Source organism: Dapis brunnea BLCC-M229, assembly GCF_050015995.1.
Lineage (GTDB): Bacteria > Cyanobacteriota > Cyanobacteriia > Cyanobacteriales > Microcoleaceae > Trichodesmium.
The window spans coordinates 136707-153850 of the sequence record NZ_JBNHEP010000107.1; the positions used below are offsets into that span (position 1 = coordinate 136707).

The 17144-nt window shown below is 39.3% G+C and carries 8 protein-coding genes; 5 read left to right on the forward strand and 3 right to left on the reverse strand.

What is annotated here, in order from left to right; translation table 11 throughout:
- Nucleotides 1–199 precede the first annotated feature (199 nt).
- A complete protein-coding gene (locus ACP6PM_RS13535) occupies nucleotides 200–1456 on the forward strand; it encodes a hypothetical protein (RefSeq protein WP_426585392.1) in 1257 nt (418 codons plus the stop codon).
- Between the two features lie 726 nt (nucleotides 1457–2182).
- Here ACP6PM_RS13535 and ppc read toward each other — a convergent pair.
- The gene (gene ppc, locus ACP6PM_RS13540) at nucleotides 2183–5278 is read right to left on the reverse strand and encodes a phosphoenolpyruvate carboxylase (RefSeq protein WP_426585394.1); all 3096 of its coding nucleotides are present in this window, start codon (nucleotides 5276–5278) and stop codon (nucleotides 2183–2185) included.
- A 2066-nt stretch (nucleotides 5279–7344) separates the two neighbouring features.
- On the reverse strand, nucleotides 7345–7575 hold the full coding sequence (locus ACP6PM_RS13545; protein WP_293094740.1) for a hypothetical protein: 231 nt from the start codon (nucleotides 7573–7575) through the stop codon (nucleotides 7345–7347).
- An 825-nt stretch (nucleotides 7576–8400) separates the two neighbouring features.
- Between ACP6PM_RS13545 and ACP6PM_RS13550 the strand changes: the two genes are divergently transcribed.
- From ACP6PM_RS13550 to ACP6PM_RS13565, 4 genes are all read left to right on the forward strand, one after another.
- Nucleotides 8401–11616, forward strand: coding sequence for a DUF1574 family protein (locus tag ACP6PM_RS13550; RefSeq protein WP_426585400.1), 3216 nt, complete (start codon nucleotides 8401–8403; stop codon nucleotides 11614–11616).
- A 476-nt stretch (nucleotides 11617–12092) separates the two neighbouring features.
- The gene (locus ACP6PM_RS13555; protein WP_426585440.1) at nucleotides 12093–13064 is read left to right on the forward strand and encodes an HpcH/HpaI aldolase/citrate lyase family protein; all 972 of its coding nucleotides are present in this window, start codon (nucleotides 12093–12095) and stop codon (nucleotides 13062–13064) included.
- Nucleotides 13065–13074: 10 nt separating this feature from the next.
- A complete protein-coding gene (locus ACP6PM_RS13560; protein WP_426585402.1) occupies nucleotides 13075–13827 on the forward strand; it encodes an SDR family NAD(P)-dependent oxidoreductase in 753 nt (250 codons plus the stop codon).
- 140 nt (nucleotides 13828–13967) lie between these two features.
- Nucleotides 13968–15470 (forward strand): MmgE/PrpD family protein, encoded by a 1503-nt coding sequence (locus tag ACP6PM_RS13565; RefSeq protein WP_426585404.1) that lies wholly within the window; start codon nucleotides 13968–13970, stop codon nucleotides 15468–15470.
- Nucleotides 15471–15525: 55 nt separating this feature from the next.
- Here the strand turns inward: ACP6PM_RS13565 and ACP6PM_RS13570 are convergent, their stop codons facing one another.
- On the reverse strand, nucleotides 15526–16635 hold the full coding sequence (locus ACP6PM_RS13570; RefSeq protein WP_426585406.1) for an AbrB family transcriptional regulator: 1110 nt from the start codon (nucleotides 16633–16635) through the stop codon (nucleotides 15526–15528).
- Between the last annotated feature and the right edge of the window lie 509 nt (nucleotides 16636–17144).

Consider the following 17144-nt stretch of genomic DNA (forward strand, 5'->3'; position numbering starts at 1 on the left):
TCTGGTAGATACCAGAAGTGGACAAGGTACATATATTCCTAGATTTTTAAGTGACAAATAGTTGTCTTGATTTCTTCCTGATTATTCCCAATTCCCAATTCCCAATTCCCAATTCCCTGTTCCCTGTTCCCTGTTCCCTGTTCCCTATCTCCTTTTTATATTTCCTGATACATTCAATCTCTAAGGAAAGTCAAATTTAGTGCTAAATCAAATTATGGAAGACATTAACGATCAAATTCTTAATATGGTAGCAGACTTTTTTGGAACTTTTGGACAAAAAGAAGCCTTCACTCTACTACTAGCAATGGACAGAGAAAAAGTCTACAACGACTTCTTAAAAGCTGAAGCTGGTTTTAATAGTTATAAACTAGCTATTCTAGATAAAGGCATTCAAAATTCTCCCTATCAAAACCAGGTAGAAAATTATCCAGAAAATTTAACAATGCTACCTAGTTTAGCAATCCCAGGGGCAAAAGCTTTTCCCCATGTTGGCGAACTGCCTAACATTGATGAAGAGGGTCTTAGCTTTATTCATCCTGATATTAAAGAAGCCTGTATTTGCCTAGGTGGTACTGCTGGCGGACCGTTTAAATCTTATTGGTTAGGTAGAAATTCTCTTGACAAATGTCAGTATTGGAGTTCTACTAAAATCATCGCAATTTTAAATGTAATTTGTTCTCTTGATAGTAATATTAATACCTGTCAAATTCGAGGGGATGGCAAAAATATAGACTTTAATGAGGTTGTAGAAGATGTAATTACTTATGCCAAAAAGGTAGGTAGTTCTAATGCCTTAGCTGCAATGTTTAAATGCTTCCAAACTTATGTTGGTTTAGAATCATGGTTGAAGGAAATCACAGGTAATAATCATACAGAATTTCAAGGTTTATATGGTGAAGAACCCTTTATTATGTCACCTGAAATTGTACAAGATAACCAAGTTTTATTAAGTGCAGCATCGGAAAGTAAAAAGCGAGAAGACCAGACTGGAGAAAATACTGTTGCTACCTACGACCTAACTAGAATTATATCAATGGTAGGATGGTATTATCATTTACCAGAACCAGCCAAACTACCCACCCCTCTAACTCCCCTCCCAGGAGGGGATGGGGGTGGGTGGGAAAATTTGCAACCTTTTATTCGTAATCTGGGTAAAGATACTGCTCGTTATGTGGATGTTGCTCTAGCAAAATTGGGAATTCAAAATAGTATTAAATCTCCTGTTATTTTATCTAAAATGGGTTTTGGGTATAGCAGCAGTCGTAAGCGTACAGAACTGACTTATACTTGTTTTACTCAGTTTGAATATCAGGGAAAAGTTAGGTCTATAGCTATGACTTTGCGTGGTGCAAAAGCGTTAGGAGATTTTGACACAGAAGCAGTAGAAATAGATGCTAGGATGGCAGCAGAAATAACAGAAATTCTCAGACGTTTAGTAGCAGATGAACTGGGATAAGGAAGTTAGAAGTCAGAATTTAGAAGTCATATCAAATCCTGTTAAACAGCTATAGATTGGTTAAGTCTTTAGGAGTCAGGAGTCAGGAGGAGAGAGAATTACAAAGATTTAGTAGTTATGACGATTGGAGATTTTTTTTATGTTCAATCAAGCGGATTTGATATTATTTTTGTAGAAACCAGGAACTGGGTTTGTATATATTATATCATGTCCGGTTGAATAGTTATAATTAAAGTTCGTAGTAGGGCTTTAGCCCGAACTATTGAAAGATGGGGCTAAATCCCTACTACAAACAAAAACTTTTTTATCACTGATTATCCGGACATGATATTTAGATATCTCACAATACTGACATCTACTCACACAAACCTGGTTTCTCTAAAGTCAGAATTGAGAATTGAGAAGTTGTTTTTGTATAAACCAGAAACCGGGTTTGTATATATTAGATATCTCACAATACTGACATCTACTTATACAAACCTGGTTTCTGGGGTTTGTATTACTGACTCCTGACTCCTCCCTTGTTTTCGTCCTTAGTAGCTGTTTGTAAACTCATAAAACCTCTCTCCAAACCTCTCTCCTACAAGGAGAGAGGCTTATTAACCCCCATTCCCTCCTTCCCCCCTGGAAAGGGGGTTAGGAAGAGGGACAGGGGGGTTAGGTTTTTAGGATTCATACTCTTCCCTCCTGACTCCTGACTCCTGACTCCTGACTCCTCCCTTGTTATCAACCTGTATTCCGCATACCAGCAGCAATACCATTAAGAGTCAACAAAGCACCACGCAATAACTCACTCTTACTATAACGAGAATGAATTACACCTGGTGTACCCGTATCATGCTGGCGCAGACGTTTCAGCAAAGCTACCTGCAACATACCCAGAGGAATAATAGTCGCATTTCGTAATTGTACAGAACGCTGTAGATCTGGATCTCCATCCAAAGGTCGCTGATGACCAGAAATTTGTAGCACTAAATCCCGTGTTAAACGATATTCAGTCGCAATTTGCTCAAACAACTGCTCAAACCGTTCTCGATCTTCTGGTTTAGATAATTCGCGCACATAATAATGAGCAATTTGCAAATCTACCTTTGCCAAAGTCATCTCCACTTTAGAAATGACAGTAGTGAAAAACGGCCACTTCAGATAAAAGTATTGCAAAAGTTTCAGGTGTTCTTCTGGTTCTTGTTCCACAAACTCTTGTAAAGCAGTTCCCACCCCATACCAAGCAGGCAAAAGGAAGCGACTTTGAGTCCAACTAAATACCCAAGGAATTGCCCGTAAACCAGAAATTGTCTTCTTCTTATCATTCTTCCGCCGAGCTGGACGAGAACTAATCTGTAGTTGACTAATTTCCTGAATCGGAGTAACTTGATAGAAAAATTCTACTAAATCCTCTTGTTCATAAATCAAATTTCGGTAATGGGTACGCGATCGAACCGCAAACTCCTCCATAATTTGATTCCAGCTTTCAATTTCATCAAACCCCGTATGCAGCAAACTAGCTTGAATCACTGCAGTAGTAACATTTTCTAAGTTAAACATTGCTAACTGAGGCAGAGAATATTTAGAAGCTAGTACCTCACCCTGTTCAGTAATCTTAATCCGCCCACTAATACTCTTACCAGGCTGGGCCAAAATTGCTTTATAAGCTGGACCGCCACCGCGTCCTACAGAACCACCACGGCCATGAAATATCCGCAAGGCAATGCCATACTCCATACCTATCTTATGTAAAGCTTTTTGAGCCTTATGAATTTCCCAGTTACTACTCAAGAACCCAGAATCCTTATTACTATCAGAGTAACCCAACATCACTTCTTGCAGATAAGGAGTTTCTAACTCTGAGTTAAATTGAGAATTGGGTTGTTCTTGCAATTTCTCATACCCACCAGCAAGTGCAGCTTGATATAGAGGCAACTTAAATAAATCCTGCATGACCCGGGGAGCATTTCTCAAGTCTTCCACTGTCTCAAATAAAGGAACCACCTGAATGCTACTCGCACCAGTTGCCGGATCGTAAAGTCCTGCCTCTTGAGCTAACAACAACACTTCTAATAAATCGCTAACATCCCGACTCATACTAATAATATAGGTTTGGCAAATTTCTTGACCAAACTCTACCTGCAGTTGTCGCAGCATTCGGAAAGTGTTAATGATTTCGCAGGTTCTCTCAGAAAAAGGTAACTCTGTGGGAATTAAGGGGCGACGAGTAGGCAACTCTGTTGATAACCACTCAGTCCGCTCTGCTTCCGACATTTCTATATAAGGTTTAGGCAGAATTTGTAAATATTCAGTAACTTCCTGAATTACAGCCTCATGTACAGAAGACTCCTGACGAATATCAAGTCGCGCTAAATTAAAACCAAAAATTTCTACCTGAGAGATCAGATTTTCTAAGTCACTAGAACTTAAACCAGTTTCTTCAAGGTTACGCTGAATTAGTTGTAATTCAGCCAAAAAATCAGCACTAGACTGATAAATATCTGTTGTTTCTCGACCTTGAGAGAGAACTTCTTTTGCTCTTTGAATTTCATCACCATTATATAAACGCCAGTTACGATCGCGAGTATTTTCTAAACGCTTTTTCACGTAAGACAACTTCAAGCGATAAGGTTCTTGCCGATAGCGAATTGCCCATTGCTCGTATACTTCAGACATTTGCAAATGGTCACGATCTAAGGAGTCCAGCAATTCTGGTAAAACATCACTCCAATGCAAAGACAAACTTAAAAGTTCTTTGAGGCGATCGACAGCATGAATATATTTATCCAATACTATCTGACGTTGATAGCAGGCAGTTTGCCAAGTAACTGGTGGTGTACAAAAAGGATTTCCATCACGGTCTGCTCCCACCCAGGAACCAAACTTACAAAAATTGTAACTCGGTGGTTTCAGATAAGGGAAAGAACTATGTAAGGCTTGCTTAAACCTACGATGCAGTTGGGGAGTAGCGTCAAACAGAACTTCGTTAAAATAATGAAGAGTAGTTTCTACTTCATCTATTACAGTAGGTTTAAATTGGTGTAGTTCATCTGTACGCCACCACAAAAGAATTTCTTCTGTTAACTGTTTCTTGAGAGATTCTGTTTCCCAAGATGAAACCAAAGAATATTCCTCTTCTTCATCTACCTGTAGTTCAGAAAAGCTGTCATCTACTTGATCGAGTTCTTGGAGAATTTTGGCAATGCGTCGTTGTTTTGTTCTAATTGTTCGTCGTACAATTTCTGTTGGGTGTGCTGTAAACACCAAACGGATATCTAAGTTATCAATTAATCGTTGAATTAATTGATATGGTACATTGAGAGTCTGTAGTAGAGGAAATAGATAATGAAATGTACCCTCTCCTTCTGGTTTAGTTCTGTTATCGTTCCATATTGGTATACTTCCAACCCGCAGCGAACAACTCTCACCATCCTTAGCTACATCATCTTTAAAGATTAGTTTTCCTGAACTATTGTTGTGAGAGTAAGCTAGTTGTTGAATTCTTTGTTCATAATGTTGTTCTACAATATTGATTAGCTGAAAATATAGAGCAAAAGCGCGGGCAGCTCGAATTGCATCTTTGAGTTCTAGTTGTTCAATCAGTTGTTCAATTTCTGAACCTATAAAGTCAGGAGCTTGTCCTTCTGGGGAATGAACCGAGCGCATCTTCTGGAGTATATCCACCAATTCTTGGCCACATTCTTGCCTTAGCACTGACTCCCACAAATCTTCAACTATTTTGATTCGATTACGCAGAAACCGATCCGAGGCTGTTATTGTGGCATTTTTGAACCCTGATTCTAGCATTGTCTGTTCTGAGTGTAATAGTGAATTCATATTACTTGTTCCTCCATAACTGCTAACATCAAAAATCAATGTATTTTTTGATACTGTTTCCCTCATTAGACGGGATTTAATAGTATCAATGTCTGAAAATAGGCTGTACTAATATTTTTTTGTCTAATCTATAGTTAATATCTCCTTATTGCTAATTAAATTTTCCCGATTCAACTTTATTAATAAAAAGCAAATTTACTTTCTGGTTCCCCGTGTTGCAGGAGAGGAGCAAACAGGGTAAGGCATAGGCTCAAGAGTAGTTATATCATGTCCGGATAAGAGCGTGATAAAAAACTTTCTCCTTTTCCTCCTCTTTATTCTTTCTTCTTCTTTCTTGCTTCTTCTTTCTTCCCTCCTGACTCCTGAGTTCTGACTCCTGATGACTCCGTCGTTTATTTATAAGTATTCAACCGGACATGATATTAGTCTTTATTTATAAATATTCTCTCAAATTTCTCTTAAACATCAAGAGAATAGTTTTTTTATACTGCTCAAAAATTTATCACATCACCTTAAGAAAATTTAAGCCATAGACTTACTAAATTTTATAGTATAGTGAAATACTGGTCTTCCAACAGCCAACATTAGAGATTACTGTATTAAAACACTTTTAAACTACATCACTTCACCAGTTTGATACTAATTTTGTTAATGTTTTCCTAATATTTGAGCTATTCTTCAGTTCTAGTTTTCTCCCGATCATCATAAATTTTCGGTAAGTGGAAAACCAGACCGTATCTTTAGTGCGTCATATATCATGTCCGGATGAACAGTTATACTAAATCCGGTTGAGAAAGAAGGTTTATTATGAGGGTAAGGCAGAAGGCAGACGGGAGAAGGCAGAAGGGTTAGAAGGATTTGGACAAACTAGCTTTTCATAACCGGATTTGGTGTTATAAATAATTAGGGAGTCCTCCGGAGGGAGAAGTGGTGGAAAAAAGAATATATCAGGAGCAGAAGGAGAAGAAAGTTTTTTTATCACTAATTAAGCGGACATGATATTACATTATCGAGGAGCTATGTGCCCAATTACTTCCGCACTTTATAGTGGGAGACTCCAGAATTATAAACTCCCTTTTGACGGCTGGATGGAAATGACTGGGGCAGGTTTTAACCCATAGTCAAAAATTTGTGATAATTTAAGATTTAACACACGAAGACATATGAATCATGGTAAGATCATCGTTATCTAATGGACGCTTCAGTTAAATGAGGATTAACTAAAAAGGTTTTCTGGTGCTTGCCAGCACTCTGTTTCCAACTGTTAGCACGTTGTACGCGACTAGGGAGTGAATCAACCAATCAATACTAAAAGTAGCCTCAATGGTATGCATGACTGGAGAGAGTAGTGGCAATTGATAAAAAAAATGGGTTTCAAGCCTTGCCCCAGAAAGGCAACTTTTGTTATAATTGAAGTTTGTGGAAATTCCTACCGAGCACCTGCAGTTAATATACCATTTCGAGCCGATGTGAAACTAAGCTTGGGCTAGCAAGAGAGAAAAATAATCAAACCCATTGCTAACGCGTTTGATGTAGCCCAGCGAAACGAAGGGAAATTGCGTTGTCCAACCTGGAAACACAAATAGACATCTCCGGAAAAGAGGGAATACTTAACTGGGAACACTTAACCCACCCCTAACCCCTCTCAGGAGGAGAGTAATTGATAATTTCTGGATGAGAATTGATTTGATTTTTAATTTTCACGCCTATGTCTAATAAAGTATTGTTTAATTTGTGCTAGTAGCACTACCCAAGGAAGCGTCAACCCCATTCAAAGATCGCGTCAAAAGGTGACGTAGTCATATATTCCTGTGGCGAGGCCACGGGGTGAATGTCAATTATTCACAGCCTATTGATTAAGATAAACAAGACTTAGGCACCAGAACCAAGAAAAACTGTTTTTTCGTAGATGTCTATATGTTTGTTCAAAATGAATGTTTGTTCAAACCAAGGATTTATCGTAGCACCCGGGTTTCGCCTTTGTAAGTCCTAATAAAAATCAAAAAAGAATCTACCTAGATACACAAAGTTAAAGTTAGTAAGAAATATAATAAAATCAAATAAAATTACAACTCAGATGGATTTTCGGGAAAATTAAGCATTGGTAGGCGATCGCCCCGGAATATTTCCTCACTATACAGTCCAATTTCTGATAATAACTCATTAATGGCTTTATTACCCAACAAACCCAGCAAAACAGGAGCAGTGGCCAAGCTGAGTACAATATCTGAGGATATTTTCCAACTAGGGGTTGTAAGTGTAGGATTTTCATAGGAATTTTCTCGAAAAGATTGCATTTGTATTACCTCATTGACATACTTTCCGACGTGACATCCTGCCAACGCTGACCTATAAGAGCTACAGTCACGGGCTTCCAACATCGCTGTTAGAAATTTGCCCTGCGCCACTTATCTAGGCAGAATGCCCCTGACAGCCTGACTTGACAGCCAATTTATTTCCCCCAGAGTCCCTGGGTACTAAGTTGATCACAGCCAAGTATTGACATCTTCCCGACTTTGCGCAACTGCGACAACGCGGGATTTCTAACCATCGCTGATTAGGGCTTTTGGCTGCCTCTTGCAGAGGAACTGCGCTAACAATGCACCTGCCTCCAAGGTCGAGCCTCTTTTCGGTCTTACAGTCGCTCCACAGTACGTCGCCAATCTGATGGCTCCCCTTGACACTGCTTGCCCAGCAGCCTTAATTTAATTACTATAGCACAATATTAGGAAAACCGCAAAATATGAGGTTTTCATCCCGACGCTCCCTTATCAGGAGAGCACAGCAGGCCTTCAACCAACGTTGAGATAAATTAGCCAAATAGATAGGTTTTTCAAGAGGTTAAAACCTTTTCTACTTATTACCTGTTCTCAAATTATACACGAAAATTATCCTAAAAGGACAGTAGCTCTAGACCAATTTTTTTGGCAAACAAGAAAAGCTGATGACTTAGTGCTAATTGGTATATATTTTATAGTATAATAATTTGCCTATAATTTTTAGCAATATTCTACTGATTTTAGCAAGAGGCTTTTCTTTATATCTATATGATACGCTACATTCCAAAATGTCACCAATGAATAGTTAGGCCAATCAAGGGAGTCTCCCAAACAAAGGAGAAGATGAAAGGGAATAAAATTATATCGACGGAAAATAGATCCCCCCTAGGAATTTGGGCACAAAAAGCCTTGGGAATTCCAGAGGTACAAGTACAGGTAAGATTGCGTGGCAATCATTTACATATTCTCTGTGAAGCCGAAAAATGTCCCGACATGAACTTTGCCCTAGGTCAGTTTTCCCAGGCGCTGAGTCAGATAGATATAGAGTCTCTACTACCTCCTAATCAACCTCGGATTTACCAGATGTTTCTGTGTGGCCGCACTTTAGGACGGAGGCGACCTGACTGGACAGTAAAACTTGATAGTAATAAGGTAGCAACTCAGAGTCAGAGGATAAATACTACGGCTAATTCGGATGATTCAGGAACTAATTCCCACTTAACATCTAATTATGTTTCTCCTCAAAATTACTTACAAAATGATCGTGGCAGTCAAACTTTACCTGAAGAAAAATTAACAAAAGTTGGTGCTGGGCAATCTTCTAAATTGAATATGCAGGATAATATTGCCTCTGAATTACTGTTAACTCCTCATCAGACTTCTGTCTCGACAAATGACACATTAAACCATGTCAACTTTTCATCACCACAATTAGATTCAGAAACCTTTTCTCCCACTGAACCAGAAAAGTCCAAATTAGAAACACAGCCAGATAACCTTCAAGAATCCGATCGATATCTACTTGATTCTCCCCTGACAGTTTCTTCTCAAAAATTAGCTGAATATGGCCATCCAGATGCAATTGCAAGTTATTTGAGTGAAATTTTAGGTGAGTTAGGGGTCTGTGTAAATGTCAATATTCGAGAAAGACAACTTAAGGAAAAATTAACAGAAACCACCCCAAAATCAGAGGATGCTGCCAAAAATACTAAATTGAAAACCCAAAAAATATTATGGGTATCCTGTGAAGCAGCTTATAGTCCCGATCCATCTCTATTGGCGGAACCAATTACCCAAAAACTACGAGACCTCAAGCTTAAAGATTTCCATGAAGCTTTAATTTCTCTACTTGTTCAGGGTGAAACTGCACCTGACTGGATGTTGCGGGTGGATCTAACTCCACCTAATTTGATGCTAAAGGAATGGGCAAGTTGGGGGGATGTGGCCGCCATTGAACGGTTGCTTAAACAAAAGTTGGCTACCCTTGCAGTGGATATTCGAGCTACCCTAAAAGAATCAACTTTACATTTATTCTGCACTAATACTAATAATTCTAACCAACAAGCTCCAAATCAACAGAAAACAAAAGCAGCGATCGCTAGTAAATTAGCAAAAATCCTACCAAGAGGTATCCAAGCTGCTACCATTTATGGTTGTACTCTTAATGAAACCAACCACAAAAAATCAGAGTCACCTCTATGGATAGACTGGTTAAATTTACCAGCATCGGAAAATCCCGATCTATCTGCTGACGCTAAAGTTTTGGCAAGTCAGGGAAACCATGAAGCTATTAGTTTTCTATTAAATAGATTAGTTAATCCCGACCTAGATCAAAGATTGCAAACAGGTGGTATCCGGGTATTAATATTACCGAAGCAAGAATTATTGCACGTTATGAGCGAAGCTCCTACCTGTCCTTCTCAATCTCAAATAGGACCTATTATCTCCAATTTCTTGCGTCAACTTAAAATTCCTGGAGTTAGTGGGGTTAGGGTTTACGGTCGTCGTGCTGGTCAAAAATTGCCTTTGTGGCGCTACGGGATTAATTTTACTGGGAGAAGTCGCCAGCGTTCTGAACAAACTCCAGAGTTTGCTGCTTCTACGGAAATGGATTTTTTATCGGGTAAAAAAGCAGATCGTGTTTTCCTCAAATTAGCACCACAAACGACTGAAAAAACTGACTCAAAATTGTTACTTCCTAACAAATACATACTTACAGAACAACTGTGTACAGGTATCCAACAATTACTTATTGGTTCTCGTTTATTTCTTCCTAATGAAGAAGAATATACAAAAATTACTAATTCATTAACATATAACACTCGTAGTTATGGTAAATGGGTTGCTGCTTTTGCTTATGCTGCTCTGGGTATTTTCTTGACAGTTCAAACTGATTTAAAAGTAGGTGCAATATTAGAACGAGTTCCAGATGTTTCGCGATCGGGAAATAGTTGTCAAGGTCCGAATTGTCAAACTCCTACAGAAGAAACTTTAGATGAAAAAGCGAATTCAGAATTGACGACCTATCCTACTTTTAATAGTCCGCAATTAGATGAACAATTAGTTCGTTATCAACAATATTTACAAGTAGAAAAAAAACCACCAGATATTTTAATAGTTGGCAGTTCTAGAGCATTAAGAGGAGTTAATCCGACAGTGCTTGAGGAAAGTTTAGCAAATTCAGGATATCCAGATTTAAGAATTTATAATTTTGGGGTAAATGGAGCAACTGCTCAAGTAGTAGATTTGATTGTACGTCAGATTTTACCACCAGAACAATTGCCACAATTAATTATTTTTGCCGATGGAGTTCGCGCTCTTAATAGTGGCAAAGTTGATAGAACTTTTGATATTATTGCCAGTTCTGAAGGTTATCAAAAAGTAGATGCAGGCACATTTATAATTGGGGATAATATATCAGAAACATCAGTTAATTATCGGATCAATAAATACAAACAAATATTCAAAAATATCGAAGAAAAAACCGAAGAAATATCAGTTACTTATCAGCAACGCGATCGCCTAAAAAGCTTAATCGTATCAATTATTAATAATCCGAAAAATTGGAGTTTTTTGCATCAGCAAGAAAACCAGGCATTAGCAGCAGAAGATTCTCTGGAGTTAGACGAATTTCAAGTAAATGGTTTTCTGCCAATTTCGATTAAATTTGAACCAGAAAATTACTATCAAAATTATGCTAAAGTTTCTGGTGACTACGATGCTGATTATGCAGACTTTCAATTAACAGGAAAACAAACAACAGCACTAAAAAATTTACTACAGTATACTAAGTCAATAGGGATTAATTTTGTCTTTGTAAATATGCCTTTAACTACAGCATATTTAGACGAAGTACGAACTGCTTATGAACAAAAATTTCAGGAATATATGCAGCAGTTATCTGGGGAATATGCTAATTTTGTCTTCCGAGATTTAAGCAGTGCATGGCCGGAAACTTATGGTAACTTTTCTGACCCTAGCCATCTGAATCTTTACGGAGCGATCGCTGTTTCTCAAACATTAGCTGAGGATAATATTATTCCTTGGCAACAACCTTAAATAGGGTTGGCTGAAAAAAGCAGAGTATGGAGTGTGGGAAGGGTGGGAGTGTGGGAAGGATGGGAAGTGTGGGAAGGATGGGATATCAAAAAATATAGGGATAATAAAGTTGTTTAAATTGAATAGGAGCAGTTCTTTTTAAGCATCTCAGATCGAGATGTAATTTCTTGTAGCATTCTTTTTTTCAGGAATGCTATTATATCATGTCCGGATCGGAGCGCGATATAACTCCGTTCCGCTTGCGCGACCAAAAAAGTTTTTGTTTGTAGTTGGGCTTTAGCCCGATTTATAGTTAGGGCTAAAGCCCAACTACAAGCTTTAATTATAACTATTCAACCGGAGACCACATTATATCAAATCCGGTTGAATAATTATTATAAAAAATATAATAACATTTATATTAAGATTAAGTTTGAGCAAAAGTAAAATGCAATGATACGATTATAGGTTTAAATTACTTGGTAAAGTAAAGGGTGATGAGAAAATTTTCTCTTGAGTTTATACTGTACAACCATAAGTTCAGCTTATCTGAAAATACTTATCAGTATCTAAAAGGATATTGCTGCGATAGCCAGTTTAAACCTGAATTCAAAAGAAGGTCCCATCTGTTTGTGCCCCTAAATCAGCCTAGATACCGAGAAAAAGTTGGCAATAATGAAGTGCCAGCAGATGGCTTTATCTGGGATTTAGAAGACAGCATTCCAACTGGTCAAAAGCAAGTGGCAAGAGATAGTATTGCCAAAATACCTCCCAAGCCGGGAATAGTTGAATACAATGTTAGAATTAATGCTGGCGATCCTCAGGATTTAAAAGAGGACATCAAAGCGATCGCTCAATTTCCCTTTGATTCTGTCACTCTTCCCAAAGGAGAATCGGGCGCCGAAATAGCCCGACTGATGGAAGCAATTGGAGAAGAGAAGAACTACATCGTTACAATTGAGACCATCGCTGGTTTCAATGCTATGGAGGAGATTGCCAAGGTTCTAAGAAAAGACCGGGATGCACTGGGTTTTGGGGTCGGGGATATGTCAACCGACATTGGTGTAGAGAGAATTTCTACCTGTGAAAGTCCTCTGTTCCAACAAATTTTAGGTACGATTGCCCTCACAGGCAAAAAGTATGGACTGGCCTTATTTGACAGTGTTTCGGCAAAATTTAACGATCCAGAAAGTTCTCGCACAGAAGCAGAACTCTCCTGTAATATCTTTGGTTTTACTGGCAAAAAGTGCATAAATCCCAAACAGTTAGAATCAATAAATTTAGTCTTTTCGCCCACAATTTCAGAGATTGAAGACCATCTAGCAACCCTAGAGTCTTTCTTGGGTAGCGACAAGACTAACGCTCATGTAGTCGGTGGCGAATATAAGGGAAAGCCCGCTTTTAAAGCATCCGATCGCCAAATCAAGAAATACTTGAGACAAGGTTATTTAACTCTCATAGACTCTTAACGCTGGAAACATGACTCAAACAAATTTAGAAGGTAAAGTGGCCTTGGTTACAGGTTCGAGCAGAAATATTGGTCGGGCGATCGCTTTGGAATTGGGGCGACAGGGCGCTTCTGTAGTGATAAACGCTCGTAGTAGTGCCCAGGAAGCCGAATCTACGGCTAAGGAAGTGGAGGCTTTAGGAGTAAAGGCCATACCGATCCTAGCCGATGTTAGTGATGAAAACCAAGTCCAGGCAATGGTAAAACAGGCTTCTGATGAAATTGGTCCAATTAATATATTGATCAATAATACGGGATTGCGGCGATCGCGCGCCATAACTGAGATGACAACAGAGGAGTGGCGCAGTGTCCTTGGAGTTAATTTAGATGCTCCATTTTTCTGTTCTCGGGCTGTCGTTCCTGGTATGATAGCTACTGGGTGGGGTCGTATTATTAATGTATCAGGACTAAATGCCTTTATTGGTAGAACTGAATGGACTCACGTTTGTGCCTCGAAAATGGGGGCGCTAGGTCTGACAAGAGCTTTAGCGGTGGAATTAGCCACACAAAAAATTACAGTCAATCATATTGTTCCTGGACTCATAGACACAAGTCTTGGTACTTCTACAGATGAGAAAACAGTAAAAAAGATTGCCACTGTTCCTCTAGGACGTTTGGGATTACCTGAAGAGATTGCTAATATGTGCGTCTTTTTGGCGTCAGACGGAGCAAGTTTCATAACTGGTCAAACTCTTCATGTCAATGGTGGAGCATTGAGATACTAATAGACATCTCTGAAAATTAAAAATCAAATCAATTATCATCCAGAAATTATCTATTATTTCTTCCTGTTCCCTGTTAAGTGTTCCCTGTTCCCTCTTTTCCGGAGATGTCTAATATCCTTACTAATGTATTCAGATAAAAAATGAAAATTCATCAGGTCAGAACTTATCCCTCTAAAGAGTATCTTCCCAAGGAAGAACAACTTGCCTGGAAAATTGCCGCAGTAGCATCCGATCCAGTTGCACTTGAAGATGAGGTAGTTGAAATGATTATCAACCGCATCATCGACAATGCTGCTTCTGCGTGTGCTGCTCTCAATTATCATTCAGTTCAAACAGCCCGCGCTCAAGCCCTAACTCACTTACGCAATAGTGGTGCAACCATCTTTGGCGTTCCCCCAGAAACAAAAGTATGTGCGGAATGGGCAGCGTGGGCAAATAGCGTAGCTGTGAGAGAACTAGACTTTCACGATACTTTTCATGCTGCTGATTATTCTCATCCAGGAGATAATATTCCCTCAATTATTGCAGTAGCTCAACAATGTGGTTGTAACGGCGCAGCTCTGACGCGGGCGATTGCAACTGCCTATGAAATTCAGATCGATTTAGTAAAAGGAATTTGTCTCCACGAACACAAAATCGATCATGTAGCTCATTTGGGACCTTCTGTTGCTGCTGGAATTGGTACTCTGTTAGAATTAGATACAGAAACGATTTATCAAGCTATCCAGCAGGCAGTTCACACCACGATTACGACCAGGCAATCTCGCAAAGCTGATATTTCAAGCTGGAAAGCTTATGCTCCTGCTTATGCTGGTAAGAATGCCTTGGAAGCTGTCGATCGCTGCATGAGAGGAGAAGGTTCGCCATCACCAATTTACGAAGGTGAGGACAGTATTATTGCTTGGATTTTAAGCGGACCGAATGCCGTATATGAAGTTCCTCTTCCCGAACCTGGGGAACCCAAACGAGCAATTCTCGAATCTTACACTAAAGAACATTCTGCGGAATATCAAGCCCAAGGACTTATTGATTTAGCGTTTCGGATGGGAGAAAAAATTGATGACTTCGAGAAGATAAAAGAAATTGTCATTCACGGCAGCCATCAAACTCATTATGTCATCGGTACAGGTTCGGGAGATCCGCAGAAGATGAACCCCCAAGCGACGCGGGAAACCCTGGATCATTCGATTACATACATCTTTGCTGTTGCTCTGCAAGACAGACGCTGGCATCACTTTGATTCTTATACTCCAGAACGCGCACAGCGCGAGGATACGGTTCGCCTTTGGCAGAAGGTACGCACGCTAGAAGACCCTGAATGGACGCGACGCTATCACAGTCGCGATCCCAAAGAAAGAGCATTTGGCGCTCGCGTTGAGATTTTCTTTAATGATGGTTCTAAAATTGAGGATGAACTGGCTGTTGCTAATGCACATTCTTATGGGGCTAGACCGTTTCGGCGTCCTGATTATATTCGCAAGTTCGAGACTCTAACTGAGGGAATTATCGCTCCCAAAGAGCAAGAAGATTTTCTGACTCTGGTGCAACAGTTGCCGAAGCTAGTTCCAGAAGAGCTAATGCGACTGAATTTAATTGCGTCGCCTGGTTATCTTGTTGAGAATTCTGCTAAGGGAATTTTTTGATTTGATTAAAGCTCGTAGTTGGGCTTTAGCCCAACTACAAACCTTCCCGACACTTCTATGTTTCAGGCTGTTTTATGCTTCTATTTTGTGTAAGTCCCAATAGATAAAGACCTAGTAAAATCAACATTTGCCGTGTTACTTGTATTGCTAACACCATTCCCGTATTCCCTCCTAACTGATTAGCTGTTGCAATCATAGCTTCTATTCCTCCCGGTGTAAAACCAAGAATTGCTGTTACTAAATCTATTTTAGTTATCAAGTGAAATTGATATCCAATAGCAAGACAAGATAACATCAGTACAATAACAAGAATAATTTCCAGTAATATGGGTTTCCAAAGCTTGCGGACTGCTTGGAGATTAAATCTCAAACCGATGGAAAGTCCAACTAAAATCAATGCAAAAACCCACAACCAATGGGGCACGAAAAACAAGCCAGGCAGATTCCAAAATAATAATAGTCCTACTAAAAAGGCACCTAAAAATCCGGTTGTAGGCAGCTTGAGCCACTTACCAAGTATAATTCCCAAAATACAACATCCAGCCAATACAGGTAAATTAAAGAATATTGAGACCATAGAATCGTTAACTGTTGATTCTGCTGTCATTATGGGTTCCACTACGTTATCGGGAAATAGAAGAGTAACAGTTGTGGGTATAGTTAGTACCACAATAACCATGCGGATATATTGAAGCACAGTGACTGTTATTGGCTCTGCCCCAAACTCTTCACTCAGAAGAGCTAAAGTAGCAGCTGAACCAGGAATAGACCCTAAAAAACTTGTTAATTTATTCACTCCACCCCATTTCCACAGTAAGTAGCCATTAAACATACTTAAAGCACCCGTTCCTAAAATACACAATATTACAGGTATGGCGTGGGTTGTTGCTAACATTAGTGTATCAGGAGAAAATCTGGACGCTGAGTAAAGTCCGATAATTGCCTTGCCAACTTTAATAAAATCAGAAGGGAGAGGTTTGGGATTATCCTGAATACAAGCATAAACAATGCCAACTAATAGAGGCCCAAGTAACCATCCTACAGGAACTCCCAGCCAATCGCAGGCAAAGCCAACAATGGCTGCAAAGGCCAAAAGTAGAATAATTCTTGTCAGGTTCTGCCAGCTTGATGTAATTGATTGATGCCAAGAGGCCAAAAGTTCCATATCTTTATGTTTATTTTTACTTTGATGAGTATTTACCTTTTAGTCTAAGATTATAATCATATTTTTCTTTGTAGATTGTAAATAATAGGCAATAAATAAATTCTGCAATTATTATAGAAAAAGAGTAAATTTTACTAAAAAAAAGTCTAAAACTTCCCCTTTCAACGGGATGAAAAAGCGGTCGTTTAGCTAGCACACAACTTTCCTATCGGAATGCTACGCAAACGCACTTCGGCTGTCGCCGACATGAAAATCGGAGTTTCCCGAAGGGTGGGATGGCGTTTTGCTCCGCAACATATCAAGCGAAGCGGCTCTGCAAGAGCAGGTCTCCTTTCCCTCCGGGACGCTACGCGACATGAAACGCGTAGCGAAACGCCAGATCAAATCGACCAAGAGAAAATCAACTTCAGTATTTCAATCCTGATGCTTCAGCCAGAGGTACTGATAACTGATAACTGTTAACGTAGTTCCTCCGATAGGAGGCTAACTGATAACTGAAATGACCTAGT

Excerpts from the sequence above, each read along its gene's own strand:
- ppc (WP_426585394.1), bottom strand. The coding sequence starts at position 5,278 with ATGAATTCACTATTACACTCAGAACAGACAATGCTAGAATCAGGGTTC.
- ACP6PM_RS13545 (WP_293094740.1), bottom strand. The coding sequence starts at position 7,575 with ATGCAATCTTTTCGAGAAAATTCCTATGAAAATCCTACACTTACAACC.
- ACP6PM_RS13550 (WP_426585400.1), top strand. The coding sequence starts at position 8,401 with ATGAAAGGGAATAAAATTATATCGACGGAAAATAGATCCCCCCTAGGA.
- ACP6PM_RS13555 (WP_426585440.1), top strand. The coding sequence starts at position 12,093 with ATGAGAAAATTTTCTCTTGAGTTTATACTGTACAACCATAAGTTCAGC.
- ACP6PM_RS13560 (WP_426585402.1), top strand. The coding sequence starts at position 13,075 with ATGACTCAAACAAATTTAGAAGGTAAAGTGGCCTTGGTTACAGGTTCG.
- ACP6PM_RS13565 (WP_426585404.1), top strand. The coding sequence starts at position 13,968 with ATGAAAATTCATCAGGTCAGAACTTATCCCTCTAAAGAGTATCTTCCC.
- ACP6PM_RS13570 (WP_426585406.1), bottom strand. The coding sequence starts at position 16,635 with ATGGAACTTTTGGCCTCTTGGCATCAATCAATTACATCAAGCTGGCAG.